The organism is Modestobacter muralis, from assembly GCF_010682105.1.
GTDB classification, from domain to species: Bacteria; Actinomycetota; Actinomycetes; order Mycobacteriales; family Geodermatophilaceae; genus Modestobacter; species Modestobacter muralis.
The window spans coordinates 26,171-50,408 of record NZ_JAAGWH010000041.1 but is presented as its reverse complement, the minus strand read 5'-3'; the positions used below and the strand labels follow the sequence as shown (position 1 = coordinate 50,408).

The following is a 24,238-nucleotide window of genomic DNA, read 5'->3' as shown; positions in this document are numbered from 1 at the left end:
GGCCCACGACGAGGAGCGACGATGAGCCAGCCGCCGCAGGACCGGGACCGGCCCGACTGGACGCCGTGGGACCGGGAGCCGGACGAGCCCGCGGACCGGGGGCACGAGGACCCAGCCGCACAGGAGGGTCGCCCGGCCGCGCCTGGCTGGGGTCCGCCGTCGCCGCAGTACGGCCAGCAGCCGGGGCACGGGCAGCCCCCGTACGGCCAGCAGCCTCCGTACGGGCAGCCTGCGTACGGCCAGCCTCCCTACGGTCAGCCCCCGTACGGGCAACAGCCTCCCTACGGTCAGCCCTCGCAGTACGGCCGTCCTCCGTACGGGCAGCCGCAGCAGTACCCGCCCGACCAGTACGGCCAGCAGCCGCAGTACGGCCAGCACGGCCAGTACGGCCCGCACGGCCAGTACGGCCCGCAGTACGGGCAGCCGCAGTACGGCCAGCCGCAGTGGGGGCCACCTGGCCAGTACGGGCCCCCCGGCCAGTACGGCCAGCAGGCGCACGGTCAGTTCCCCGGCCAGCCGCCGGCGGGCTGGGGGCAGCCGCCCGAGCCCGCCGGCCGACGCTCGCAGCGGCGGCTGGCGCTGGTGGTCGGGATCCTGGCGCTCGCGGTGCTGGTCGTCGCCGCGCTTGCCCAGGGCTCCGGGCTCGGGGGAACCCGGCTGGACCCCGACGCCGTGCAGCGTGACGTCGCCGAGCAGTTCGAGGAGATCGAGGGCGTGGCGCTGGACCTGGACTGCGGCCAGGACATGACCGTCGAGGTGGGCCGCAGCTACCAGTGCCAGGGCCGCACCGACGACGACGAGCGGGTCACCGTCACCATCCGGGTCACCGACGACGAGGGCGCCTACACCTGGACCGACCGCTGACCCCCGGGCCGGTCAGTCCTGCGGCCAGCCCAGGGCCGCACCCAGCCGGCGCACCGAGGACTCCAGACCGTGCTCGGCCGCCAGCGCGGCGAGCGCGTCGGGGTCGGCGGGGTGCCGCGGCAGGGCGCCGTCCACCGGGGGCAGGTCGATGCCGGTGACGACGGCGACCACCTCGGGCGCGGCGTCCAGGTAGTCGCCGGCGGCCTGCAGCTTCTTCAGCACCGCGGCGGTGAGCGGCGCCCGGGGCACCACGGTGCGGGCGACGGCCGTGCGGATGCCGGCCAGCGAGCCGAACTCGTTGATCAGCGCCGCCGCGGTCTTGGCGCCCACCCCGGACACCCCGGGCAGTCCGTCGCTGGGGTCACCGCGCAGCACGGCGAAGTCGGCGTAGCTGCGGCCGGGGATGCCGTAGCGGGCGGCCACCGCGGCCTCGTCGACGAACTCCAGGTCGTTGATGCCGCGCGCGGTGTAGAGCACGCGGACCCCGCGCTCGTCGTCCACCAGCTGGAAGAGGTCCCGGTCGCCGGTCACCACGTCGACCGGGCCGCGGGCCCGGGTGGCCAGCGTGCCGATCACGTCGTCGGCCTCGTACCCGGGCGCGCCGACCCGGGCGAGCCCTGCGGCGGCCAGGACGTCGACCAGCACGGGCACCTGGGGGGCGAGCTCCTCCGGGGTCTCCTCACCGCCCGCGGGGGCGACCCGGTGCGCCTTGTAGGTGGGCAGCGCCGCCACCCGGAACGCCGGCCGCCAGTCGTCGTCCCAGCAGGCCACCAGGCGGGCGGGTGCGTGGGCGACGACCAGCCGGGCGGTCATGTCCAGGAAGCCCCGGACGGCGTTCACCGGCCGCCCGTGCGGGCCGGTGACGGTCGTGGGCACCCCGTAGAAGGCGCGGTAGTACAGGCTCGCCGCGTCCAGCAGCATCGTGGTCACGCGGGGACGGTAACGGGACGAACACGGGCGGCGGTGGTCGTCACATCCGCTGGCTAGTCTGCCGACGTGTCCGCCACCCCAGCTCCCTCGTCCCCCCTGGTGTCGGTCGACCGGGTGCACGCCGCCCGCGCCGTGGCCGACGAGCTCGGCATCGACGTCGTGGTCCTCACCCCCGGCGCCGACCTCCGCTACCTGTGCGGCTACGACGCCCACGCGATGGAGCGGCTGACCGCGCTGGTCGTGCCGCGCCGGGGCGAGCCCCTGCTGGTGGTGCCGCGGCTGGAGGCGCCGATGGTGGGCGCCTCACCGGCGGGCGCCCTGGGCCTGGAGCTGCTGGCCTGGGACGAGACGGACGACGCCTTCGCCGTGCTGGCCGCCGCGGTCACCGCCCGCCTCGGCGCGGCCCCCACCCGGGTCGCCGTGGGCTCGCGCACCTGGGCCGAGCACGCCCTGGGCGTGCAGCAGGCGCTGCCCGGCTCGGTGCTGGAGCTGGCGAGCCCGGTCATCGACCGGCTGCGGATGGTCAAGACCCCGGCCGAGGTCGAAGAGCTGGCCGCCGCCGGCGCCGCCATCGACCGGGTGCACGCCCGGATGGGGGAGTGGCTGCGCCCCGGGCGCACCGAGGCCGAGGTCGGCGCGGACGTCGCCGCCGCGATCCTCGCCGAGGGACACGTGGCCGTGGACTTCACGATCATCGCCTCGGGCCCGAACGGGGCCAGCCCGCACCACGAGCTCTCCGACCGGGTCGTGGAGGCCGGCGACCTGGTGGTGGTCGACATCGGCGGTGAGACGGCCAGCGGCTACCGCTCCGACTGCACCCGCACCTACATCGTCGGGGGGATGGCCGCCCGGGGCCTCAAGGAGTGGTTCGCCGTCCTGGAGCGCGCCCAGGCGGCCGCGGTCGCCGCCGTCCGCCCGGGGGTGACCTGCGCCCAGGTCGACGCCGTGGCCCGCGGGGTCATCACCAAGGCCGGGTACGGCGAGCACTTCGTGCACCGCACCGGGCACGGCATCGGCCTGGACACCCACGAGGCGCCCTACGTCGTGGCCGGCAACGACCTGCCGCTGGAGCCGGGCATGGCGTTCTCCGTCGAGCCCGGCATCTACCTCGAGGGGCGCTACGGCGCCCGGATCGAGGACATCGTGGTGTGCACCGACGACGGCGTCCGCGTCCTCAACAACCGTCCCCGTGGCCTCGTCGAGCTCGGCGCCTGAGCCCGGCGGCCAGCCGGCGGCCCCCGACGTCGACCGGGCGCTGCTGGCCGCGCTGTCCCGGGACGGGCGGGCCAGCTACACGGAGCTGGCCGAGCTGGTCGGGCTGTCGGTCTCCGCGGTGCACCAGCGGGTGCGCCGCCTGGAGCAGCGCGGGCTGATCACCGGCTACGCCGCCCAGGTCGACGCCCGGGCGCTGGGCCTGCCGCTGACCGCGTTCGTCTCGATCACGCCCATCGACGTCGGGCACCCCGACGACGCCCCGGCCCTGCTGGCGCACCTCACCGCCGTCGAGGCGTGCCACGCGGTCGCCGGGGTGGAGAGCTACATCCTCAAGGTGCGGGTGGCCGGGCCGGACGCGCTCGAGGCGCTGCTGCACGAGATCCGCGCGGTGGCCAACGTCAGCACCCGGACGACGGTGGTCCTCTCGACCGCATACGAGAACCGGCCGCCGGTGTAGACGAAGGTGGAAGGACCCTGCTGCCCCCCGTGCTCCGCGAGCTCAGCACGGGCCCCTGCAGCAGGGCCTGACCCACCGCTCGCACGCTCGCAGCGGGACCCTGCGAGGGGGCCGAGGGCTGGTGGTCGACAGCTGGTCGAACATGTGTTCGGATGGGGGCATGCGCTGGGATGCCCAACGGCTGGACCTCGACGAGCCCACGACGCTGCCCGGGCTGCCCGACGTCCGGGGGCTGTTGCGCAGCGTGCAGGTCCCGGAGTTCCCGGGCCTCACGTTCCACGAGGTGCGGGCCAAGAGCGCGCTCAACGCCGTCCCCAAGGACTCGGCGATGCCGTTCGGTCACACCATCAACCCCTACCGTGGCTGCTCCCATGCGTGTGTCTACTGCTACTCGCGGGGCACGCATGAGTGGCTCGAGTTGGACAGCGGCACCGACTTCGACCAGCAGATCGTGGTCAAGACCAACCTCGTCGACGTCCTGCGCCGGGAACTGGCCCGGCCGTCCTGGAAGCGGGAACACGTGGCGCTGGGCACCAACACCGACCCCTACCAGCGTGCCGAGGGCCGGTACCAGCTGATGCCCGGCGTCATCGACGCCCTGGCCCGTTCCGGCACGCCGTTCTCCGTGCTCACCAAGGGCACGCTGGCCCGGCGGGACGTGCCGCGGCTGGCCGCCGCCTCGCGCGACGTCCCCATCGGCATGGGGGTGTCCATGGCCATCTGGGACGACGGGCTGCACACCGCCCTGGAGCCCGGCGTGCCCACGCCCCGGGCCCGGCTGGACCTGGTGCGGGCGATCACCGAGGCCGGGCTGCCGTGCGGGGTCTTCCTCGCCCCGGTCCTGCCCGGGCTCACCGACTCGCGGGAGCACCTGGCCGCCGCGATCGGGGCCATCGCCGCCGCCGGCGCCACCGGGGTGACCGTCGTCCCGCTGCACCTGCGTCCCGGCGCCCGCGAGTGGTTCACCAGCTGGCTCGCCCGCGAGCACCCGGGCCTGGTCGGGCGATACCAGCAGCTGTACGGCCGGGGCGCCTACGTGCCCGCGGAGTACCGCTCCTGGCTGGCCGCGCGGGTCGCACCGCTGCTCGCCGCCCACGGCCTGGACCGGGCGAGCGGGGGAGCGGCGCGGGGCATCGGCGAGGACGGCTCGCTGGGCCTGCCGGGGGACTCGGCGGCGTCCTTCCCGGCCGGCAGCCTGCCCGAGCTGGTGCCGGCGACGCCGGTGGTGCACGAGGAGCCGGAGCAGCTGTCGTTGTGCTGAGGCCTCAGTCGGCCTGCCGGGCCGCCCGTCGCACGGCGCGCTCGGCCCGGACGGCCCCCCGGGGCGCCACCGGCTCGACGCCGCTGCTGAGCACCAGCCGCCGGTAGGAGTCGTAGGACAGTCGCGCGTAGTGACTGGCCAGCGACTCCGCCGTCGCGGTCTGCGAGGGGGCGGCGGAGGCCTGCAGCTGCAGAGCGGTCCGGACGGCGTGCTTGGTGAAGGTGACCTGGAGGGCCTGCGTGGACAGCTTCCCGCCCACGTGCGACGTGGGGCCCGGTCCGCGTCGCAGCGCCGGCAGCACCCAGGGGCTGGACTCCAGCGCCGGGAAGCGGTTGCGCACCTCCTCCCAGGCATGCCAGGCGGTCAGCGCACCGGGGACCGCCCAGTCGCCGTCGTCGGTGGACACCAGCAGCCGGCGGGTGGTCGCGGTCACCTGGTCACGGCGCAGCGAGCGGAACTGCCCGACCGTGCCCGGCCAGCCGAGCGCGATGGCGCACCAGGCGACGGTGCGGAGGTGCTCGGGTGCCTCGCCCCGGACGCGGGTCAGCTCGCGCAGGTCCAGCGTCACCGGGTCGGGCTCGGGGGTGCGCGGCTGGGGCATCTGCAGGCCGCCGTAGCGGGCGACCTTGGTGTAGAGCGCGACGGTCGCCGGCTTCCAGTCCCGGGCGGACGCGAGCGGGTCGAGGCCGGCGTGCGCCAGGTCGTCAGGACCCAGGTCGAGCTCGAGTGCGGCCTCCATCAGCCGCCGCCACTGGTCCTGGTAGCCCAGTGGCGCCCGCAGCCGGTTCCAGCCGCGGACGGCCGGCGGCGACGGCATGTCGGGCAGCGCGGGATGGAAGCCCTCGGTCATGAACCCACCATACCGTTATCCCCAACTACCGACTCAGCATGGCACGCCGGACCCGGCACCGGGGGAGTCGCACCACAGGCGCCGATCCAGGCCCGTAGCGGCTGACCAGCTCGGCGTCAGAGCGCTCATGGGCGGGTCTAGATCTCGGCTCGACACCCGAGCGCTGAGAGAGGAGGTGCTCTGACCGTTTAGCCCACGACCGGGGGGCGACCGAGAGATGCAACTGCCCCAAGCCGCAACTTCTAGACCGTTATCCCCAACTTTCGCCTCGCCGCCCTGAGGTGAAGAGCCGAGCAGCGAGGAAAGGGGCGCCCTGCCGTGGAGTGATCGACGCGCGAACGGGCCGGCCTCAGGGCCGTCCATCGTCGGGTGGTCGCCGAGTGGTCATGCCGGCGCGGCGACGGTCGTCCCGGTGGCTGGCGGGACGACGACCGGCACGGGGGAGCGGGGCCTGTCCCGACCGCTGCGATCGCCGGAGCGGGGAGCAGGCGAGGGCTGCCGGAGAAGCGTCACACCAGTACGGCGCCGCCGCTGGGCTGCGCAGGCGGAGCGCGCAACCCTCGCGCCGGCCGGTGCGCGATCAGCAGGTGCGGCCCCGATGACCGTCCGCATCCTCTTGACCCGTTATGCCCAACAGACGCTCTCGCCGCAATTCACAGGAAGACAACGAACACACCAACCGCCAACGCGGACGACACACGCGCTGACAAGGGGGCTGCTGGCCCTGAGGCGTGGGGCACTGTTCGACCGCTCGGCCACGCGGGATGGCACGCACGACCTCGCGCAGGTCCTGACGGACGACACCGCGTCCTGGACGACTGAGCGCGGGACAGAGGAGGAGGCCCTCGTCCTGTGTGCGGCAGCAGTGCACGAGTCGGGACAGGTCGCCGACCCGGTGCCAGCGACGGGCTCGGCCGCCGGTGACCCGCCTCGTCACCGGGACACCGGGTCGGCCATGGGTCAGCAGCTGGTCCACGGCCGCGCCGTCCGAGCGGCGCTGGCCACCGGGAGTCGCGGGGGTTCGCACGGCCGGCGGTCCTGCCGATGTCCGCTTCGGCGAGGGCGCGCACACCGGCACTCGCACACAACGACTCACGTGCTCCGTTATCCCCAACGAAGCTTATGCATCACAAACGAAAGACGTACGGCACCCTCCGGGCGCCGCAGCGCCGAGGACCACCAGGCGAGCCCGAGCGGCGCCGGCGGTCGCCCGCAGGAGGACGCACGACACGGCTGTCTGCGGCGTTGGCTAGGGTCCGCTGTCATGTACACGGCCAGCTGGGGCGACGTCGTCCGCCGCGACCTGTTCGGTGACCGCCCGGACCGGCGGGACCGTCCGTACCGGTTCGTCATCCGGTTCGCGTTGATCGTCTTCCGACTGTTCCGCTTCCGGTTCGACGTCCGCGGCCAGGAGCACGTGCCCGCCACCGGTGGCGCGATCATCTGCAGCAACCACGTCAGCTTCCTGGACTTCACCTTCCTCGGGCTGGCCGCCCTGCCGCAGCACCGGCTGGTCCGCTTCATGGCGAAGGCCTCGGTGTTCGGCCACTGGTTCTCCGGCCCGTTCATGCGCGCCATGCAGCACATCCCGGTCGACCGCTCCGCCGGCACCGCCGCCTTCGAGGCGGCCGTGACGTCGCTCAAGGACGGCCACGTCATCGGGGTCTTCCCCGAGGCCACGATCAGCAGCTCGTTCGTCGTCAAGCAGCTCAAGGCCGGCGCCGCCCGCATGGCCGTCGACGCCGGGGTACCGATCCTGCCCGCCGCCGTCTGGGGCGGTCAGCGGATCGCCACCAAGCGACAGAAGGTCAGGTTCCGCCGCAACGTCCCGGTCACCGTGATCATCGGTGAGCCGCTGGTGCCCGAGCCGGGGGAGAAGGTGCAAGCGCTGCTCCGCCGCACCAAGGCGGCGATCGAGGCCCTCGTCGAGGAGGCGCAGCGCACCTACCCGGACCAGCCCGCCGGGGACGACGACCGCTGGTGGCTGCCCGCCCACCTGGGAGGCACCGCCCCGACCCCCGAGGTGGCCGCCGTGCTGGACGACCGGAACGCCGCCGGCCACAAGGTCGTCGTGCCGAAGACGGGACGGCTGGCCCGGCTCCGGGCACGTCTGCCCCGCCGGTGAGGGGCGCTCAGCGCACCCGCTGGGCGACGTCGTCAGAGGTGAGCGGGCCGACCAGCTCCCGCTCGTAGGTGCGGTGCCAGAAGGCGCCGGTCGCCCGCCGCTCGGCGCGGGTGGTGAACCGGTAGCGGTACAGCAGCACCCGGACGGCGGCCGGGCGCGCGGCACCGAACGGCGCGGACCGCAAGAGCCGCAACGTGGCGGGGTCGGCCTCCAGCAGCGTGCGCAGGAAGGGCACCAGCCACGCGCGGCCGTAGGCCGGTGAGAGCGCCACGAACCACATCAGCCAGTCCAGCCGCAGGTGGTAGGGCGCCCACTGGGGCGGGCGGCGGTGCACGTCGCCGGGCTTGCCGCGGAACTCGTACTCCCGCCACTCGGCGTCCGGTCCGAGGGAGTCGGTGGCCTCGACGAGCAGCTCACGGCGCACCTTGGTGACCGACCCGAACGCCCCGTAGCTGTTGACCAGCCGGAACGGGTCGAAGCTGGTGTTCATCTGCTGCCGGGGCGAGAGCATGTTGCGCACGGGGCCGATGCTCAGCACCGCCACGCCGGCAGCCACCACGAGGCCGAGCACGCTGAACCACGTGGGCGAGCTCAGCTCCGCGGGCCGCTCGACCGGCAGCACAGCGGCCAGCCACCGCCCGTCGAGCAGCGCCAGCCCCAGCACCAGGGCGAGGGCGTTGAGCCAGGCGAAGTTGCCGCTGATCAGCAGGTAGCCCTGGGTCACCACCATGACGGCGGCCGCGATCCCGCAGATCGGCTGGGGCAGCAGCAGGCCCCACACGACCACCAGCTGGGTGACGTGGTTGGCCAGCGTCTCCACCCGGTGCAGCCGCGGGCTGAGCCGGTGGAACCACCAGCTCAGCGGGTTGGGCATCGGCTGGGTCTCGTGGTGGTAGGCCAGACACGTCAGGTCCCGCCAGCACCGGTCGCCGCGCATCTTGATCAGCCCGGCGCCGAACTCGAGCCGGAACAGCAGCCAGCGCACCAGCCACAGGCCCAGCAGCGGCGGCCCGACGTGCGCCGGCCCCAGGAAGACGGCGAGGAACCCGGCCTCGACCAGCAGCGACTCCCAGCCGAAGCCGTACCAGATCTGCCCGACGTTGACGAGGGACAGGTAGAGCGCCCAGAGGACCGCCCACAGCGCCATCCACCCGGCGATCGGCAGCCGGTCGGCGACCCCGACGAGCGCCGCGGCCGACAGCACGATGCCGGTCCAGCAGACCGCGCCCAGCAGCCGGTCGGAGAAGCGCAGCCGGAACAGGCTGGGGGCGGTCCGCCACGACGTGGCGCGGAGGAACCGGGGCACGGGGGTGAGCCCGTGCGCGCCGATCAGCGCCGGTGCCTGCCGGAGCGCGGCGACGAAGGCCAGCAGGTACACCAGTGCCAGGCCGCGGGTGAACACCAGCCGGCCGGCCCAGGCGCCGGGGTCCACTGCCCAGTCCACGCCGCCCCCTCCGCCCTCAGACCGCCGGCGCCTCGAGCCGGAAGGACTCCAGCTCCGTGCCGTACCAGTGGGAGGTACGGCCCAGCGGCTGCATCCCCAGCCGCCGGCACACCGCCAGTGAGGGCTCGTTGCCCGGCCGGACGACGGCGTAGACCTCCAGCAGCCCCTCGTCGAAGGCCCGCTCGACGACCGCCCGCGCGGCCTCGGTGGCGTAGCCGTTGCCCCAGCTGTCCGGGTGCAGGTGCCAGCCGACCTCGACCTCACCGACGCCGTTGGGCAGCGGCTTGAGCAGCATCGTGCCCGCCGGTGGCCCGCCGTCGAGCCGGTCGACCGCCCAGCAGCCGTGCACCGGGTTCAGCTCGTGCACCAGCCGCCAGCGCTCGACCAGCTCGGCGGGGGAGACGGTGGGCGGCCCACCCAGCCAGCGGGTCACCTCGTCGCGGCTGTAGACGTCGGCCAGCCGCGCGAGGTCGGCGGGCGCGGTGGTCCAGGCCCGCAGGCGCAGCCGGTCGGTGCACAGCAGCTCCACCGGGGAGAGCTACCGCCGTCCGGCCGCGGGGAAACGCGCACTCGGGGACGATGGGCACCCCGGGCGCGGGTCCGGGACGACGGAGGGACTCCACGTGCTCGACAGCGTGCTGCACCGCAGCCTGGGTGTGCACCGGGCGCTCGACCCGGTCGGGGTGCTCCCCGCGGCGGCCCGGCGGCTGGACGCCGACCCCCGGCTCGCCCCGGACGAGGTGCGCGTCGACGTGCACCGCATCGACCTCGACGCCGCGACCTGGGACCCCACGGAGCACGGTGCCGACGGCGACGCGGTGCGAGCCGCCGTCCTGGCCGGCATCGAGCGTGACGGCAAGCTCGACGTCGGCCCCCGCGGCATGGTCATCGGCGTCGTGGACGAGGCCGGCCTGGACTCCCCGCTGGGCCTGCACGCCGGTCAGCGGGTGGTCACACTGGTCCCGCTGACCGGGGTGCCGCTGCGGGTCACCGACGGCCTGGCCTCCTGGGACGGCGCCAGCCGGCACGTGCCCACGACGGGGACCGCGGTGCTCTTCGCCCGCTCCGTCGCCGCCGTCCTCCCGGAGGACCTGCCCCAGGAGACGGCGTTGGCGGTGCTGGAGGTCTGCGGCGCCCCGGCGGCCACCGAGCGCGCCGTCCACCGGTCGGGTCACCGACCCTCCGTCGCCGTCCTGGGTGCCGCCGGCCGCTCGGGGTGCCTGAGCCTGGCCGCTGCCCGGGACGCCCGCGCCGGGCGGCTGGTGGGCGTGGTGGCCACCGAGGCCGACGCCGCCGAGCTGCGCGCGGCCCGGCTCGCCGACCTCGTCGTGGTGGCCGACACCAGCGACCCGCTGGCCGTCGCCGCCGCGGTCGGGGAGCCGGTCGACGTCACCGTCGTCTGCGTCGACGCCCCCGGGGCGGAGCAGGCCGCGGTGCTCACGACGGCCGACGGGGGCACCGTGGTCTTCTTCTCCCCGGCTCCCGCCAGCCAGGCAGCGGCCGGAGCAGCCGAGGGGATGGCGACGGACGTGACGATGCTGGTGGGCAACGGCTACACGCCGGGGCACGCGGCCCTGGCCCTGGACCTGTACCGGCGGACGCCGGGCGTGCAGGCGATGGTCGACGCGCGGGTGGCGCGGTGAGCGGGCTGCTCGTCACCGACGTCACGGTCGGGGACCGTCCCGGCCGGGCGGTGCACGTCGAGGCGGGGCGGATCAGCTGGCTGGGTGATGCCGCCGACGCCCCGGCCGCCGACCGGGTCCTCGACGGCGCCGGTGCGCTGCTGACCCCGGCGTTCGTCGACGCCCACGTGCACGCCACCGCCACCGGCCTCGCGCTGACCGGTCTGGACCTGCACGCCGCGGCCAGCCTGCGGGACGCCGTCGCGCTGCTCGCCCGGCAGACTGCGGCCGCACCCACCGGCACCGTGCTGGGCACCGGCTGGGACGAGACCGACTGGCCCGAGGGCCGCGGGCTGACCCGCGCCGACCTCGACGCCGTGGTCGGGGACCGGCCGGCCTACCTGGCCCGGGTCGACGTCCACTCGGCGACGGTCTCCACTGCCCTGCTGGACCGGGTCCCCGGCATCACCCAGTTGGCCGGGTACAGCCCGGACGGGCGGCTGCGGCTGGACGCCCACTCCGCCGCCCGCAACGCCGCCTACGGCTCGGTGCCGGCCGACCAGCGCCGCAGCGCCCAGCGCGCCGCCCTGGCCGCCGCGGCCGCCCTGGGCATCGGCACGGTGCACGAGATGGCCGGCCCCGAGGTCTCCAGCGCCACCGACCTCGCCGAGCTGCTCGAGCTGGTCGCCGGGACCCCGGGCCCGCGGGTGGTCGGCTACTGGGGCGAGCTGTCCGAGCGGGGCGGGCTCGATGTCGTCCGGGAGCTCGGGCTGACCGGTGCCGGTGGTGACCTGTTCTGCGACGGTGCCCTGGGCTCGCACACCGCGGCGCTGTCGCAGCCCTACACCGACCGGCCGGAGACCTCCGGGTCGCTGCGGTTCGAGCTGGGGTCACTGGTCGAGCACGTCCGGGCGTGCACCGCCGCGGGGCTGCAGGCCGGCTTCCACTGCATCGGCGACGCCGCCGTCGACCAGGTGCTGGACGCCGTCGCCGCGGTGGTCGAGGAGCTGGGGCGCGACGCCGTCCGGGCCTGCCGGCACCGGCTGGAGCACGTGGAGATGGTCGGCGACGCCGCCATCGACCGGATGCGCCGGTTCGGCATGGTCGCCAGCGTCCAGCCGGCGTTCGACGCCACCTGGGGTGGGCCGTCCCGGATGTACGCCGAGCGGTTGGGGGCCGACCGGGCGGCCGGGGTCAACCCGCTGGCCGACCTCGTCGACGCCGACGTGACCGTCGCGCTCGGCAGCGACGCCCCGGTGACCCCGCTGGACCCCTGGGGCGGGGTGCACGCCGCGGTCGACCACACCACGCGCAGCTCGGGCATGCGGCCCTTCGACGCCTTCGACGCCGCCACCCACGGCGGGTGGGCGGCCGCGCGGTCCGAGCACCCGGAGGGCCCGCTGGCCGTCGGCGCCCCCGCCGACCTGGCCCTGTGGTCCACCGGGTCCACCCTGTCGGCCGTGCTGGCCGAGCGGGCCAGGCCGGTCTGCCGACACCTCCTGGTGGCCGGCGAGCCGCTGTTGCCCGGCGCCTGAGCCCGCCGCCGGGCGCCCGCCGGCCCCGCCGTGGGTGCACCGGCCCGCCGCACCCACGGCGGGACGTCGGCCGGGGACGGCGCAGCGGGTGGGATGATGGTCGGCGGCCGGTCCGAGCGCGGACCGGACCAGACGAGCAGGAGGTGGGCGTGGCGTCAGCGGTCTCGGCCGGCCCGGTCGACGCGGGCACGCCCGGCGTCCCGGCGGAGCAGCAGCGGCGGCGCTCCCGGGTGCGGTGGCCCTGGCGGACCGTCCTGGCCGCCGCCGGTGGACTCGCGCTGTTCCTCGCCTTCCCCGGGCACGACCTGTCCCTGCTGGCCGTGCTCGGCCCGGCGGCGCTGGCCCTGGCCGTCCGCGGGCAGCGGGTGCGCGGCGGTGCCTGGCTGGGGCTGGTCCTCGGCCTGGTGTTCATGCTGCCGCTGCTGTCCTGGACCGGCATCTACGTCGGCGCCTTCCCCTGGCTGGCGCTGGCGGTGTTCGAGGCGCTGTACTTCGCCCTGCTCGGTGGGGCCGCGGCCGCGGTGTCCCGGCTGCCGGGCTGGCCGCTGTGGGCCGCCGCGCTGTGGGTGGCCGACGAGGCACTGCGTGGCCGGGCGCCGTTCGGCGGGTTCCCCTGGGGGCGGCTGGGCTTCAGCCAGGCCGAGGGCCCCTTCACCGCCTTCGCCGCGTACGGCGGCGTCCCGCTGGTCAGCCTCGCCGTCGCCCTCACCGGCACGCTGCTGGCCGCCGGCGTCCTCGCCGTGGTCCGCCGCCGACCGGGACGGCGGGCGGCGGTGCTGGCCCTGGTCGGCGTCCTCGCCGTCCCGCTGGTCGGGGTGCTGGCCGGACTGCCGCTGGCCGGCTCCTCGCTGACCGAGGGCGGCCCGACCCGCACCGTCGCGGTGATCCAGGGCAACGTGCCCCGCGCCGGGCTGGACTTCAACGCCCAGCGCCGCGCCGTGCTGGACAACCACGCCGGCCAGACCCTGGCCCTGGCCGACGCCGTCGCCCGCGGCGAGGCCGCCCAGCCCGACCTGGTCATCTGGCCGGAGAACAGCTCCGACATCGACCCCTACCGCAACGCCGACGCCGCCGGGGTGATCAGCCGGGCCGCCCGCGCCATCGGCGTCCCCGTCCTGGTCGGCGCGGTGGTCGAGGGCCCGGGCGAGAAGCTGTCCAACACCGGCATCGTGTGGGACCCGGTCACCGGGCCGGGCGACACCTACGTCAAGCGGCACCCGGTACCGCTGGCCGAGTACGTGCCCTACCGCCCCTTCTTCCGCTTCTTCAGCGAGAAGGTGGACCTGGTGCGCCGGGACTTCACCCAGGGCACCGGGGTCGGCACGCTGGACGTCGGCGGCGCGCGGGTCGGTGACGTCATCTGCTTCGAGGTGGCCTACGACGGGCTGGTGTCCGACGTCGTCGACGCCGGCGCCGGGATGCTCGTCGTGCAGACCAACAACGCCACCTTCGGGTACACCGACGAGAGCGTCCAGCAGCTGGCCATGAGCCGGCTGCGCGCGGTGGAGTTCGGGCGCACCGTGGTCGTCGCGGCCACCAGCGGGATCAGCGCGATCGTGGCGCCGGACGGCACCGTCGTGCACGAGTCGACGCTCTACACCGCCGACACCTTCGTCGAGCCGATCGCCCAGCGGGACCAGCGCACGGTCGCCGAGCGCCTGGGGGCCACCCCGGAGTGGCTGCTCACCGCGCTGGGCCTGGGCGCCGTCCTCGCTGCGGTGCTCCGGCGTCGTCGGTCGGCGGCCTGACCCGCCGGTACGCCGGCAGCGGACGGCGGGAGCACGATCGCCGTCCCGTTCGTTGCACCCGGTGACGACCCGTGCGGGAGGCAGGACCACTGCCGTCCGGCGGGCGGAGGAGGACACGCATGGCCACCACGTACACCCCGGTCCGACGCCGGCCGTCCCGGCTGCGGACGGTGATCGGTCTCGGCGCGCTCGCCGAGGTCGTCGTCTACGTCCTCGTCGCCTCCTGGATCGGGCTGGGCTGGACGCTGCTCGCCACCGTGGCCACCAGCGCTCTGGGTGCCCTGCTGCTCGCCCGGCAGGGGCGGGCGGCGCTGGGGGAGCTGCGGCTGCGCGCGCAGGAGCACCGGGCGCCTGGCCGGGCACTCGGTGACGCCGGGCTGGTCGCCGTCGGCGGGCTGCTGATGGTGCTGCCGGGCTTCGTCGGGGACCTGCTCGGGCTGCTGTGCCTGCTGCCGTTCACCCGCGCCCTGCCCCGGGCGCTGTTCGCCCGCGTCCTGCTCCGCAACCTGCCCGACCGGCTGCGCGGCCCGGTGCACGTGCGCTCGGTGCGCACCGAGACGGTCACCGGCCCGGCCGAGCCCTACCGCGCGGGCCCGGCCACCCGGGTCATCGAGGGAGAGGTCGCTCCCTGAGGGGAGGACCCCGGACGCGGAACGGCCCCGGTGGGAGATCCCACCGGGGCCGTTCCGTTTCTGCTGGTCAGCTGGCGCGCGTACGGCGCCCGCGGAGCACCTCGAGGCGCTCGGCGAGGACCTCCTCGAGGTCGTCGACCGAACGGCGCTCCAGGAGCATGTCCCAGTGCGTGCGCGGGGGCTTGACCTTCTTGGGAGCCGGCTCGGCGCCACCGACGAGCTTGGCGGCCGAACCGTCGTACTTGCACTCCCAGGTGTCGGGGAGCTCGGCGTCATCGGCGAAGGGCACCGTGACGAGGTGCCCCTGAGCGCACCGGTACTCGGCGTACTGCCGCTCGATGGGCGCGGTGTTGCGCTCGGTCTCGTAGCTCACGCTGCCCAGTCGGCTTCCACGCAGGGATCGCTCGCCCATGGCACACCGTCCTCTCGTGCTTATGTAGGTCGTTACAGGACTGCCCGGACCACCACACGCTCACGCGTGCGGTGCGGGTGTCTAGGAAGATGAACGACACGAGAATGCAAAGAATTCCGTGTCGACAGCGGTCAATCATCGCATGGAGTGGTGTTCGAGCGCTCGTCCACCCCGTGCGGGGGAGCTCAGCGCAGCGACAACTGCCCGGGACCGGTCGGGGTGGGCTCGAGCTGGCCGCGGGTGTAGTGGCCCCGGCAGAGCACCTGGTAGCGCACGGCCGCCCCGTCGACATCGGCCTCCTCACCGGCCAGCGACGCCGGCGCGGTGTCGGCGACCACCACGGTCGCGCCCTCGCGCACCATCGCGCCGTCCACCACCCGGGCGTTGAGCAGACCGGGCAGGCCGCACCAGCACAGCACCTCGACCTGCACCCGCTGGACGTCGTCGGCCAGCTCGAACAGCCGCTGCGTGCCGGGGAACAGCCGGGTGCGGAAGTCGGTGGTGAGCCCGAAGGCGTAGACGTCGACGTGCGAGGTGTCCACGAGCTCGGCGAGCTGCTCGACCTGGGCGCCGGTAAGGAACTGCGCCTCGTCGACGATCAGGTAGTCGACGCGGTGCCCGGCCGCCCAGCGGTCGCGCACCAGCAGCCGCAGGTCGGTGTCGCCGTCCAGCTCGACCGCCTCCCGGCGCAACCCGACCCGGGAGCTGATCTGCGGGGTGCCGGACCGGTCGCCCTGGGTCAGCAGCAGCCCGTGCCGGCCCTGCCGGGTGTGGTTGTGGTCGACCTGCAGGGCCAGGGTGGACTTCCCGCAGTCCATCGGACCGTGGAAGAACACCAGGTGCGCCGGCGCCGGGTGCCGCCGGCGGTCACCGGAGGCCGGGACGACGGAGGGGCCGGCGAGGTCGGCGGCGGGTGGTACGGGGGTCACAGACGCTCCGGGGGTGTGTTGCCGGCCTCGACGATGGCGCGGCGCATGTCCAGCCGGGCGAGCAGGACGCCGCCCACGACGAAGAACACGACGAGGCTGATGATCGCGTACCGATAGGAGTCGGTCAGCTGGTAGGTCAGGGCGAACAGGAAGGTGCCCAGCCAGCTCGTCCCGCGGTCGGAGATCGTGTAGAAGCCGAAGTACTCCGCCTCCTTGCCCGGCGGGATGAGCTGGCTGAACAGCGACCGCGACAGCGCCTGGGTGCCACCGAGCACGAAGCCGATGACCACGGCCAGCAGGTAGAACTGCACCGCGGCACCCGGGGTGAGGAAGACGGCGGCGACCAGGACACCGACCCAGACCAGCAGCGACCACAGCACGGTGCGCTTGGCCCCGGCGGACTCCGCGATCCGGCCCATCGCGCGGGCGCCGACGAAGGCGACCACCTGGACCAGCAGGATCGCGGACACCAGGGTGGTCTGGGACAGCTCCAGCTGCTCGGAGCCGAACTGCGCCGAGACGGTGATGACGGTCTGCACGCCGTCGTTGAACAGCAGGTACGCGCCCAGGAACCACAGCGTGAGCCGGTACTGCCGCATGTCCTGCAGGGTGCTGCGCAGCTGCCCGAGGCTGGCCCGGAACGCCGCCCCGGTGGAGGGCGCCACGTCCCCCGACGGCGTGCGGTTGCGCAGCAGCGCGATGCTGACGACCGCGAACGCGGCCCACCACGCCCCGGCCGAGGACAGGCAGATCCGCACCGCCTCGCCCTCGGTGAGGCCGAAGGACTCGTACTGCGTGTAGAGCGCCAGGTTGGCGGCCAGCAGCAGCGCCCCGCCGAGGTAGCCCAGCGCCCAGCCACGACTGGAGACGGCGTCCCGCTCGTCCGGGGCGGCCAGGTCGGGCAGCCACGAGTAGTAGACGACCGTGGCCGCACCGAAGGCGATGTTGGCCACGATGAACAGCCCCGACCCCAGCAGGTAGCCGTCGCCGGAGAGGAAGAACAGCGCCATCGTGCACAGCGACCCGATCAGGGTGAACGCGGCCAGCAACTGGCGCTTGCGCCCGGACCGGTCGGCCACCGCACCGGTCAGCGGCAGCACGACCACCTGCAGCACCACCGACAGCGACACCACGTACCCGAAGAGGCTGCCCGGCGGCATGCTGATGCCCAGCGGGTGGATCCGGCCCTGCGCGTCGGCAGCCGCCTCGGCCACCGAGGTCAGGTACGGGGCCAGGAAGACGCTGATGACCGTGGTGTTGAAGGCCGACATGGCCCAGTCGTAGGAGTACCAGCCGGCCCGCTCGCGGCGCAGCGCACGGTCGGGCTGGGGGGCGGACTCGACCTGAGGGAGGGCGCTCACCGGCGCAGCGTGTCAGGCACCGGCACCCCGGTCCAGCACCGGCCGGTCACGAGATCCGCCGCAGGTCACGGGATCTCGGGCGGGACCACGCCGCCGGGGAAGGCCGCCCTGGCGGTCGTGGGCCGGGTGAGGTCGCCGTGGGCGATCCGGTCGGTGGGCTCACCTGCCCGCAGCGGCGCCAGCCCCCGGGTCAGTGCGGCGTCGATCCGGGTGCGGGCCCGGTTGGCGTCGCCCAGCCGGCCGGGCCGCAGGTCGGTGAAGTCGACCGGGGGGCCGATGCGCACCCGCAGCGCGGGCCGGCGCCACAGCGCGGTGAGCAGGCTGCTGACCTTGCCCCGGCCCAGGCCGTACTGCACGACCTCGTGCGCGCCCCACTGGCTGACGGGGATGACCGGGATGCCGGCGGCCAGTGCCATCCGGGCCATCCCGGTGCGCCCGCGCTCGGGCCACCCGTCACCGGTCAGCCCGATCCGCCCCTCGGGGTAGGCGACCACGTGCGCACCGGCCGCCAGAGCCACCTCGGTCACCCGGACGGCGTGCCCGGCCAGGTCGGTGCCCCGTTCCACCCGGATGCAGCCGCAGCGCTCCAGCAGCGCCCCGAGGACCGGGACGTCCATCAGCCCGCTCTTGACCAGGAACCGGGGCTGCACCCCGGCCCGGTGCAGCGCGACGCCGACCAGGAAGGGGTCGAAGTCACCGATGTGGTTGACCGCCAGCAGCAGGGGACCGTCCAGCAGCTCCGCGGGCACCTTCCCGGTGAGCTGCAGCCGACCGAAGGCCAGTGGCACCCAGGACAGCCGGTCCAGCACGAACCGCCACGCCCACCACGTCGGGGCCGCGGCGACCGCCAGCTCACGGGGGAACCACTCCGGGTCGGCCGGGCCCACCTGGTCGGCGAGCTGGGCCGGGAGGGGAGGGGTCGGCAGGTGCCAGCGGCCCAGCCGACCGGCCGCCCCCGCCGTCCTGGACCGGGTCACGCGCCGGTCCACTGACCCCGGGCCATGAGGAGGTCACGCAGCATCGCCGGCCGGTCGGTCATGAGCCCGTCGACGCCCAGGTCGAGCATCTCGGTGGCCTCGGACTCCGTGTCGACGGTCCAGACGTGCACCTGCAGGCTGCGGGCGTGGGCGGCGGCGATGAACCGCTCGTCGACCAGTGGCCGCCCACCCAGCGCCAGTGGCACCTGGGCGCAGCCGGCCTGGATGCGCACCAGCCCGGCGGCCCGGGGGGAGTAGGAGGACAGCCGCAGCGCGGCCACCCCCTTCGGCCCCAGCGAGGTGCACACGGCGGGGCCGAAGACCCGGCGGGCCGCGGCGATCCGGGCGTCGGAGAAGGAGCCCAGGCAGATGCGGTCCTCGATCTTCAGCCGCCGTACGGTGCGCACCAGCGGCGCCAGCACGCCGGCGGCCTTGATGTCGAGGTTGAACCGCACGTCCGGCCAGGCGCCGAACAGGTCCTCCAGCCGCAGGATCGGCTCGCGGCCCCCGATGAGCGCCGTCTGCAGCTCCCGCCACGGCATCGACTCGACCCGGCCGGTGCGGTCGGTGACCCGGTCCAGCGTGGCGTCGTGGAACACGACGAGCTCACCGTCGGAGGTCACCCGGACGTCGGTCTCCAGGTACCGGTAGCCGAGGGCGACGCACTCCTCGAAGGCCGGGAACGTGTTCTCCAGGTGCTCGATGGCGCCACCGCGGTGGGCCATCGCCACCGGGGTCGGGCCGTCGAGGAATGCATAACGCGGGCCCGGCACACCACCACGCTAGTGCCGGGCACCGAACGGGGTGGAACGGGTGCTCGGCGGCTGACCGTGCCCGCGTGCACCGCCGCCCTGGCGTGTCCATTGTCGTCCTGTCGTACCGGGCGTCTACCGTCGCTGCCGTGGCTGTAGAGCACGAGGCCGTGGCCCGTCCGGCCGCACGGACCCGACGCACCAAGGGCGAGGAACGTCGCTGCGGCTGGTGTCGCAGCGTCCTGCCCGCTCAGGAGTCGGTCGGCCGCCCGCGGCTGTACTGCGGCCAGGCGTGCCGGCAGCGGGCGTACGAGCAGCGGTCGGCGACGGCGAAGGCCGGGCTGTCCGACGACGTGGTGCTGGTGACCCGGGCCGAGCTCGACGGCCTGCAGGACCGGCTCTACCAGCTCCGCTGCGCCATCGAGGACGTGCAGACCGTGCTGTCGGAGAAGCCGACCAAGGCCGAGCTGGAGAAGTCACTGGCCGAGCTGGTGCGCTCGACCGGCCGGCTGGACCGGCTGTGGCTCAACGGCAAGAACGCAGGCTGACCCTGCTCATTGCGTGACGTGACGCAATGAGCAGGGTCGCCGAGGTCGCGCAGGGGAGGGGTGCCCCGGGGTTCGCTCAGCCGTCCGAGCTGTTGTCGCCGCCGTTGTTGCCCTCGTCGTCGCCGGACTCGTTCTCGCCGTCGGGCTCCTTGTTCTGGTTGCTGGGCAGGTTGCCCTGCGAGGTGCCACCAGGGTCGCTGCCGCCGGTGTTCGCGGTCTCGTTGTCGCTGCTGTCGCCGTCGTTGCGTTCGGTACCACCGCCGGCCGCACTGCAGGCGGTCATCGTGGCCGGCCCACCGACCAGAGCCAGCGCGACGAACAGGGCTGCCACCGGGCGTCGGATGTTCATGGCTCGACCCTACGAAGGGTTCGCCATTGGCGCTCCCTGAGACCACCGAATCACAGCCCATTACGTCAGCGTGACGTAACCAGGGTGGTCCAGGTGGACCGACCGGGAAGAGGCCTGAGGTGCCCTGAGGGCTCGGATGGTCGGGACGGTGACCTCATGTCGGATGACCGAGCACGCCACGATGATCAACTTCTCGATGGATCGATCCAGGTGTCCACGACGAACGATCGTCGCCACACGACCCGCGGACGTCGCCGGGTTTGCGTCGGGCGGACGACGTGGCCGCTGACGAGCGTCGATCGCTCGGCCGTCCGCGATGTCGACCCGGTGGTCGGGTCCATGTCAGCGCGGACGTCGCGGCGCGGGTCCATCGGGTCTCGGCTGACCTTGAGCAGAACCCCGCTCGACTGCCCCTCTCGGGCTGGATCCGGTGCGCCGATAATCGACATTATGTCAAGTAGCGGAGAGGACGCCCCCTCCCCGGGCTCAGCCGGTGAACGTGACGTCCTTGGTCTCGACGACGCCGGCCGACCGTCCGGGTGCCGCCTGGAAGCGCCAGTACAGGTTGGTGTGCGCGATGACCTGCTCGACCGGCGGAGCACCCCAGGCGGACTTGTCCCCGGCGGTGTGCGCGTCGCCGACCAGGGTCACGTCGTAGCCCCGGGTGAAGCCACCGTGGATGGTCGACCGGATGCACGCGTCGGACTCGGCGCCGGCGACCACCAGGCGGCCGACGCCGGCCGCGTCCAGGACGGCCTCGAGGTCGGTGCCCTCGAACGCGTCGCCGTAGTGCTTGTGCACCAGCGGCTCGGACTCCTGACGGGCGAGCTCGGGCACGTACTGCCAATCGTCGCTGTCCTGGGGCAGCTCCTCGTCGGAGTGCGCCACCCACACGACCGGGACACCGGCGTCCCGAGCCCGGTCGACCAGGGCGCCGATGTTGGCCACGACGGGGTCGCGCTGGTGGGCGCCGGTCACCACGCCCTGCTGGACGTCGACGACGAGGAGGGCGGTGTTCGGACGATCGGTCAGCGTGGTCATGGGGACTTCCCTGCTGCTCGGACGGGCCGGTGCGACGTCTGTGACGCTACTGCCGACCACTGACAGGTCTCAGGCCTGCGCGTCTCCCTCGGACGCCACCAGTTCGACGAGCCGGCCGATCGGGACGGCGACCCGCTCGTCGGCGGGACAGCGCCACACAGGACCGGAGGAAGACGGCCCCGTCTGCATCGGGTGCCAGTGCCCCGGGCATGCGGGCCAGGCACCGTGGACCTCCTCCATCACCAGGTCCTGGACGGTGGCGGCCACCTCCCACACTGCATCGTCGAGGTCCGTGGCCACGTCCAGGACGTCGTCGGAACCCCGTCCGGAAGCGGTGCGGGTCTCCAGGTATAGCTGCGGGAAGGGCACCGGCCGGGTCGGCGGGCCGTCGGGCCAGGGGCCGGGCCCGACGAACTCGTGGCCGGCGATGCCGCCCGTGGTTCCCTCTGTGGCGCCGAGCAGCTCGGGGGGCAGTTGGCTGCGGAGCGCTGCCCAGTCGAGCTCTTCCTCGTGTACGGCCACCCGCCAGCCGAGGTCGATGGTGGTCGTTGCCCGGATGTCGAGGAACACCCGGGCGGTGGCCGCCTGGTAGCGCGGCTGCTGGACGGCCAGCTGAGCGCGCCAGTCGGCCACCGCCTGCCGATCGCGTTCGAGCACCTGGCCGGGTCCGGCGTGTCTCTCGAACGCCACCCAGGAGTCGATTTGCTCGAACAGCTCCTCGGCGCTGCGGACATCGGCGTCCGGTCCGGCGACGGCGATGCGCGTGCCGCCGTACTGCGCCCACAGGAGGGAGTGCTCGACGTCCAGCCGCCAGGGGTCGGCCACTCCCCTGTCCCGTTCGATCCGCGCCGCGACGTCCGCCAGCGCCGCCGTCCAGTGGTCACGCTCCGTGACGTCAGGCCAGTCGGGTCGGGGTGGGTGCACCGGGTCATCCTGGTCGCCCACCGACGGCGGCGCACCGCGTTTCCGGTCAGCCCATCGTCTTCTGGCCGTCGAGGGTCTCGCGGATCACGTCGGCGTGGCCGGCGTGCTGGGCGGTCTCGGCGATGAGGTGCAGCAGGGTCCGTCGCGCCGACTGGCGGCCACCAGGGGTGAACCAGGGCGCCTTCGGCAGCAGGTGGTCGGCGTCGAGGCTGGGCAGGGTGCGCACCAGGTCGTCGGTGTGGGCGGCGACGGCGGCGTAGTGCTCGAGGACGCCGGCGAGGGTCTCCTCGGGCAGCAGGTGGTGCTCGGCGGCCCAGGTCTCGGCCATCTGGGGGCTGGTCCAGTCGACGGTCGGGAAGGCGGCCGCTCCGCGGACCATGAAGTCGGCCCAGGTGGCCTCGGTCGCCGCCACGTGCTTGACGATCCCGCCCAGGCACAGCTCGCTGACCGTCGGCCGCAGCCTCGCCTGCTCGTCGGTCAGCCCCCGGACGGTGTAGCGGAGGAAGAAGCGGTGGCGCCCCAGGCTCTCGAGCAGGTCGGTGCGCTCCCGGTCCAGTGGGTCGGTGCCGTGCGACGGGCTTGGGTGGGTGGTCGTGTCGGTGGTGGTCATGGCGGGTGCCCCTGTCGTCGGTGGTACGGATGACGCTAGGGGTCATTGCGGTCATTTCCTGTCCTGAGACAGGGCAGGATGGCCCGGTGGCCAACACCAGCTCGCGCACGCTCCGGCTGCTGTCCCTGCTGCAGAGCCAGCGGTATTGGCCAGGCGCCGACCTGGCCGACCGGCTGGGCGTCTCGGGTCGCACCCTGCGGCGTGACATCGAGCGGCTGCGTGAGCTGGGCTACCCGGTGGCGGCCAGCCGGGGGGTCGACGGCGGGTACCAGCTCACCCACGGGGTCTCCCTGCCGCCGCTGGTGCTCGACGACGACGAGGCCGTCGCCCTGGCCGTGGGGCTCCGGTCGGCGACGCACTCGTCGGTCAGCGGCATGGCCGAGGCGTCCGTGCGGGCGCTGACCAAGGTCGTCCAGGTCATGCCGCAGCGCCTGCGTCGCCGCGTGGAGGCGTTACAGGCAGTCACCGTCCCGGCCGCCTGGGGCGAGGCCGGCACCGAGCCGGTGGACCCGCTCGCGCTCACCACCGTCGCCCAGTGCTGCCGGGACGCCGAGCGGCTCACCTTCGACTACGTCGCCTCCGACGGCGCGCACAGCGACCGGCACGTCGAGCCGCACCGACTCGTGCCGGTCGGACAGCGGTGGTACCTCGTCGCCTACGACCTCGGCCGCGGGGACTGGCGCACCTTCCGGCTGGACCGCCTGGCGGAGGCCGCGAACACGGGGCAGCACTTCGCCCCCCGCCGGCTGCCGGCCGCCGACGCCGCCACCTTCGTGCTGGCCGGGCTGCACGGCCGACGCGACCCCTACCGGGTGGAGGTGCTCGTCGCGGCACCGGCCGCCGAGGTGGTCGCGCACGTGAGCCGCTGGGGCACTGTCTCCGCCGTCTCACCGACCAGCTGTCGCCTCGAGATGACCGCTGACGACCTCAGCTGGCCGGCCATGGCCCTGGGCTCCCTCGGCCACGAGTTCACCGTGCAGTCACCCCCGGAGCTGCTCCAGCTGCTGTCCGACTGGTCGGCGCTGTACTCCCGCGCCGTCCAGCGGACGGGATGACGCACCGCGACCACTCCCCTGGACCGCGGCCAGGCCCCCCGTCGTTGGTGGGTGATGGTTGGTTTTTCCGTAGTTGGTGTATGGCAAAATGTTGGGGATAACGGTGATGGACAAGGTGGTGCTGCATCCACGTCATCGGCAGGTCGGCCGGCGACGGTGACGTCCACCGAACGGGTCAGCGAGCTGTGGCTCGACCCCTGGGACGGCTGCCACCGCCGGCTCCTGGTCGAGACCGCTCACGGCAACCGCATCGAGGACCAGACGTGCGACAGCGGCCGTCCAGGTCTCCGTGGCGGTGTCCGCCCCTCCCCTGGTGAGGTGGTGAGGCCGCCGGCCACGTCGGAGCGGTCCAGAGCCTCTCCTCCGGGCGGGTGCGGCGCCGTGGCCCTGAGGGGCCGACCCCACGACTGTGACGGAATGCAGACCGGTGTCCGGGTGTGCACCTCGTACACCGGTCCATCGACCTCGCGGCCTGCGCTCCTCCCCCGATTGTTGCTTGTCTTCCCGTCGGCCGGTCAACGAGCGGGTTGTTGGGGATAACGGTGTCAACGGGCGAGGTCGGGGTGAGCCGACTGGTGCCGGCCCACCCCGACGTGT

Annotated in this window: 24 protein-coding genes; 11 read left to right on the top strand and 13 right to left on the bottom strand. The window is 74.1% G+C overall.

The window, feature by feature from the left end:
- Positions 1-21 precede the first annotated feature (21 nt).
- Positions 22-864 (top strand): DUF4333 domain-containing protein, encoded by an 843-nt coding sequence (locus tag GCU67_RS14765; protein WP_163611974.1) that lies wholly within the window; start codon positions 22-24, stop codon positions 862-864.
- Positions 865-876: 12 nt separating this feature from the next.
- On the opposite strand, the gene GCU67_RS14760 is transcribed toward GCU67_RS14765, so the two are convergent.
- Positions 877-1,785 (bottom strand): 5'-3' exonuclease, encoded by a 909-nt coding sequence (locus tag GCU67_RS14760; protein ID WP_163612059.1) that lies wholly within the window; start codon positions 1,783-1,785, stop codon positions 877-879.
- A 75-nt stretch (positions 1,786-1,860) separates the two neighbouring features.
- Here GCU67_RS14760 and GCU67_RS14755 point away from each other — a divergent pair, with 75 nt between their 5' ends.
- The 3 genes from GCU67_RS14755 (at position 1,861) to GCU67_RS14745 (ending at position 4,727) form a co-directional block, all read left to right on the top strand.
- Positions 1,861-3,009 (top strand): M24 family metallopeptidase, encoded by a 1,149-nt coding sequence (locus GCU67_RS14755; protein WP_338105029.1) that lies wholly within the window; start codon positions 1,861-1,863, stop codon positions 3,007-3,009.
- Positions 2,984-3,466 (top strand): winged helix-turn-helix transcriptional regulator, encoded by a 483-nt coding sequence (locus tag GCU67_RS22860; protein ID WP_163611973.1) that lies wholly within the window; start codon positions 2,984-2,986, stop codon positions 3,464-3,466. Before GCU67_RS14755 ends, GCU67_RS22860 begins: the two co-directional genes overlap by 26 nt.
- Before the next feature lie 160 nt (positions 3,467-3,626).
- Positions 3,627-4,727 carry an Rv2578c family radical SAM protein gene (locus tag GCU67_RS14745; RefSeq protein ID WP_163611972.1) on the top strand — a complete coding sequence of 367 codons (1,101 nt, stop codon included), beginning with the start codon at positions 3,627-3,629 and terminating at the stop codon, positions 4,725-4,727.
- Positions 4,728-4,731: 4 nt separating this feature from the next.
- On the opposite strand, the gene GCU67_RS14740 is transcribed toward GCU67_RS14745, so the two are convergent.
- A complete protein-coding gene (locus tag GCU67_RS14740; RefSeq protein WP_163611971.1) occupies positions 4,732-5,577 on the bottom strand; it encodes a hypothetical protein in 846 nt (281 codons plus the stop codon).
- 1,264 nt (positions 5,578-6,841) lie between these two features.
- On the opposite strand from GCU67_RS14740, the gene GCU67_RS14735 reads away from it, so the two are divergent.
- Entirely contained in the window at positions 6,842-7,702 is an 861-nt protein-coding gene (locus GCU67_RS14735) for a lysophospholipid acyltransferase family protein (RefSeq protein ID WP_163611970.1), read from the top strand.
- A 7-nt stretch (positions 7,703-7,709) separates the two neighbouring features.
- Here the strand turns inward: GCU67_RS14735 and GCU67_RS14730 are convergent, their stop codons facing one another.
- On the bottom strand, positions 7,710-9,146 hold the full coding sequence (locus GCU67_RS14730) for a lipase maturation factor family protein (protein ID WP_163611969.1): 1,437 nt from the start codon (positions 9,144-9,146) through the stop codon (positions 7,710-7,712).
- Positions 9,147-9,162: 16 nt separating this feature from the next.
- Positions 9,163-9,675, bottom strand: a complete 513-nt coding sequence (locus GCU67_RS14725; RefSeq protein ID WP_163611968.1) for a GNAT family N-acetyltransferase — start codon at positions 9,673-9,675, stop codon at positions 9,163-9,165.
- A gap of 94 nt (positions 9,676-9,769) precedes the next feature.
- On the opposite strand from GCU67_RS14725, the gene GCU67_RS14720 reads away from it, so the two are divergent.
- The 4 genes from GCU67_RS14720 to GCU67_RS14705 all read left to right on the top strand — a co-directional run bounded on the left by GCU67_RS14720 (position 9,770) and on the right by GCU67_RS14705 (position 14,683).
- Positions 9,770-10,789, top strand: coding sequence for an L-erythro-3,5-diaminohexanoate dehydrogenase (locus tag GCU67_RS14720; RefSeq protein ID WP_338105028.1), 1,020 nt, complete (start codon positions 9,770-9,772; stop codon positions 10,787-10,789).
- The gene (locus tag GCU67_RS14715; RefSeq protein WP_163611967.1) at positions 10,786-12,303 is read left to right on the top strand and encodes an amidohydrolase family protein; all 1,518 of its coding nucleotides are present in this window, start codon (positions 10,786-10,788) and stop codon (positions 12,301-12,303) included. The genes GCU67_RS14720 and GCU67_RS14715 overlap by 4 nt, the downstream gene beginning before the upstream one ends.
- 149 nt (positions 12,304-12,452) lie before the next feature.
- The gene (gene lnt, locus GCU67_RS14710; protein WP_163611966.1) at positions 12,453-14,051 is read left to right on the top strand and encodes an apolipoprotein N-acyltransferase; all 1,599 of its coding nucleotides are present in this window, start codon (positions 12,453-12,455) and stop codon (positions 14,049-14,051) included.
- A gap of 119 nt (positions 14,052-14,170) precedes the next feature.
- On the top strand, positions 14,171-14,683 hold the full coding sequence (locus GCU67_RS14705) for an FxsA family protein (protein ID WP_163611965.1): 513 nt from the start codon (positions 14,171-14,173) through the stop codon (positions 14,681-14,683).
- Between the two features lie 67 nt (positions 14,684-14,750).
- Here the strand turns inward: GCU67_RS14705 and GCU67_RS14700 are convergent, their stop codons facing one another.
- From GCU67_RS14700 to GCU67_RS14680, 5 genes are all read right to left on the bottom strand, one after another.
- Positions 14,751-15,095, bottom strand: a complete 345-nt coding sequence (locus GCU67_RS14700; protein WP_036332628.1) for an RNA polymerase-binding protein RbpA — start codon at positions 15,093-15,095, stop codon at positions 14,751-14,753.
- Between the two features lie 185 nt (positions 15,096-15,280).
- Positions 15,281-16,024, bottom strand: coding sequence for a thymidine kinase (locus GCU67_RS14695; protein WP_163611964.1), 744 nt, complete (start codon positions 16,022-16,024; stop codon positions 15,281-15,283).
- Entirely contained in the window at positions 16,021-17,385 is a 1,365-nt protein-coding gene (locus GCU67_RS14690; RefSeq protein WP_163611963.1) for an MFS transporter, read from the bottom strand. The genes GCU67_RS14695 and GCU67_RS14690 overlap by 4 nt, the downstream gene beginning before the upstream one ends.
- Before the next feature lie 65 nt (positions 17,386-17,450).
- Positions 17,451-18,362, bottom strand: coding sequence for a lysophospholipid acyltransferase family protein (locus tag GCU67_RS14685; protein ID WP_338105027.1), 912 nt, complete (start codon positions 18,360-18,362; stop codon positions 17,451-17,453).
- The gene (locus tag GCU67_RS14680; RefSeq protein ID WP_163611962.1) at positions 18,359-19,135 is read right to left on the bottom strand and encodes a glycerophosphodiester phosphodiesterase family protein; all 777 of its coding nucleotides are present in this window, start codon (positions 19,133-19,135) and stop codon (positions 18,359-18,361) included. Before GCU67_RS14680 ends, GCU67_RS14685 begins: the two co-directional genes overlap by 4 nt.
- A 128-nt stretch (positions 19,136-19,263) precedes the next feature.
- Here GCU67_RS14680 and GCU67_RS14675 point away from each other — a divergent pair, with 128 nt between their 5' ends.
- Positions 19,264-19,662: a hypothetical protein gene (locus GCU67_RS14675; RefSeq protein WP_246215156.1), complete on the top strand. Its 399-nt coding sequence runs from the start codon at positions 19,264-19,266 to the stop codon at positions 19,660-19,662.
- A 76-nt stretch (positions 19,663-19,738) separates the two neighbouring features.
- Here the strand turns inward: GCU67_RS14675 and GCU67_RS14670 are convergent, their stop codons facing one another.
- The 4 genes from GCU67_RS14670 to GCU67_RS14655 form a co-directional block, all read right to left on the bottom strand.
- Entirely contained in the window at positions 19,739-20,011 is a 273-nt protein-coding gene (locus GCU67_RS14670; protein ID WP_163611961.1) for a hypothetical protein, read from the bottom strand.
- Between the two features lie 486 nt (positions 20,012-20,497).
- A complete protein-coding gene (locus GCU67_RS14665; protein ID WP_163611960.1) occupies positions 20,498-21,052 on the bottom strand; it encodes an isochorismatase family protein in 555 nt (184 codons plus the stop codon).
- 69 nt (positions 21,053-21,121) lie between these two features.
- On the bottom strand, positions 21,122-21,976 hold the full coding sequence (locus GCU67_RS14660; RefSeq protein WP_163611959.1) for a hypothetical protein: 855 nt from the start codon (positions 21,974-21,976) through the stop codon (positions 21,122-21,124).
- A 46-nt stretch (positions 21,977-22,022) separates the two neighbouring features.
- The gene (locus tag GCU67_RS14655; RefSeq protein WP_163611958.1) at positions 22,023-22,586 is read right to left on the bottom strand and encodes a DinB family protein; all 564 of its coding nucleotides are present in this window, start codon (positions 22,584-22,586) and stop codon (positions 22,023-22,025) included.
- 86 nt (positions 22,587-22,672) lie between these two features.
- On the opposite strand from GCU67_RS14655, the gene GCU67_RS14650 reads away from it, so the two are divergent.
- On the top strand, positions 22,673-23,641 hold the full coding sequence (locus GCU67_RS14650; RefSeq protein ID WP_163611957.1) for a WYL domain-containing protein: 969 nt from the start codon (positions 22,673-22,675) through the stop codon (positions 23,639-23,641).
- The last annotated feature ends 597 nt before the right edge of the window (positions 23,642-24,238 follow it).

Coding starts and splice junctions, on each gene's coding strand:
- GCU67_RS14765 (WP_163611974.1), top strand. CDS start 22: ATGAGCCAGCCGCCGCAGGACCGGGACCGGCCCGACTGGACGCCGTGG.
- GCU67_RS14760 (WP_163612059.1), bottom strand. CDS start 1,785: ATGCTGCTGGACGCGGCGAGCCTGTACTACCGCGCCTTCTACGGGGTG.
- GCU67_RS14745 (WP_163611972.1), top strand. CDS start 3,627: ATGCGCTGGGATGCCCAACGGCTGGACCTCGACGAGCCCACGACGCTG.
- GCU67_RS14740 (WP_163611971.1), bottom strand. CDS start 5,577: ATGACCGAGGGCTTCCATCCCGCGCTGCCCGACATGCCGTCGCCGCCG.
- GCU67_RS14735 (WP_163611970.1), top strand. CDS start 6,842: ATGTACACGGCCAGCTGGGGCGACGTCGTCCGCCGCGACCTGTTCGGT.
- GCU67_RS14705 (WP_163611965.1), top strand. CDS start 14,171: ATGGCCACCACGTACACCCCGGTCCGACGCCGGCCGTCCCGGCTGCGG.
- GCU67_RS14700 (WP_036332628.1), bottom strand. CDS start 15,095: ATGGGCGAGCGATCCCTGCGTGGAAGCCGACTGGGCAGCGTGAGCTAC.
- GCU67_RS14670 (WP_163611961.1), bottom strand. CDS start 20,011: ATGAACATCCGACGCCCGGTGGCAGCCCTGTTCGTCGCGCTGGCTCTG.
- GCU67_RS14665 (WP_163611960.1), bottom strand. CDS start 21,052: ATGACCACGCTGACCGATCGTCCGAACACCGCCCTCCTCGTCGTCGAC.
- GCU67_RS14655 (WP_163611958.1), bottom strand. CDS start 22,586: ATGACCACCACCGACACGACCACCCACCCAAGCCCGTCGCACGGCACC.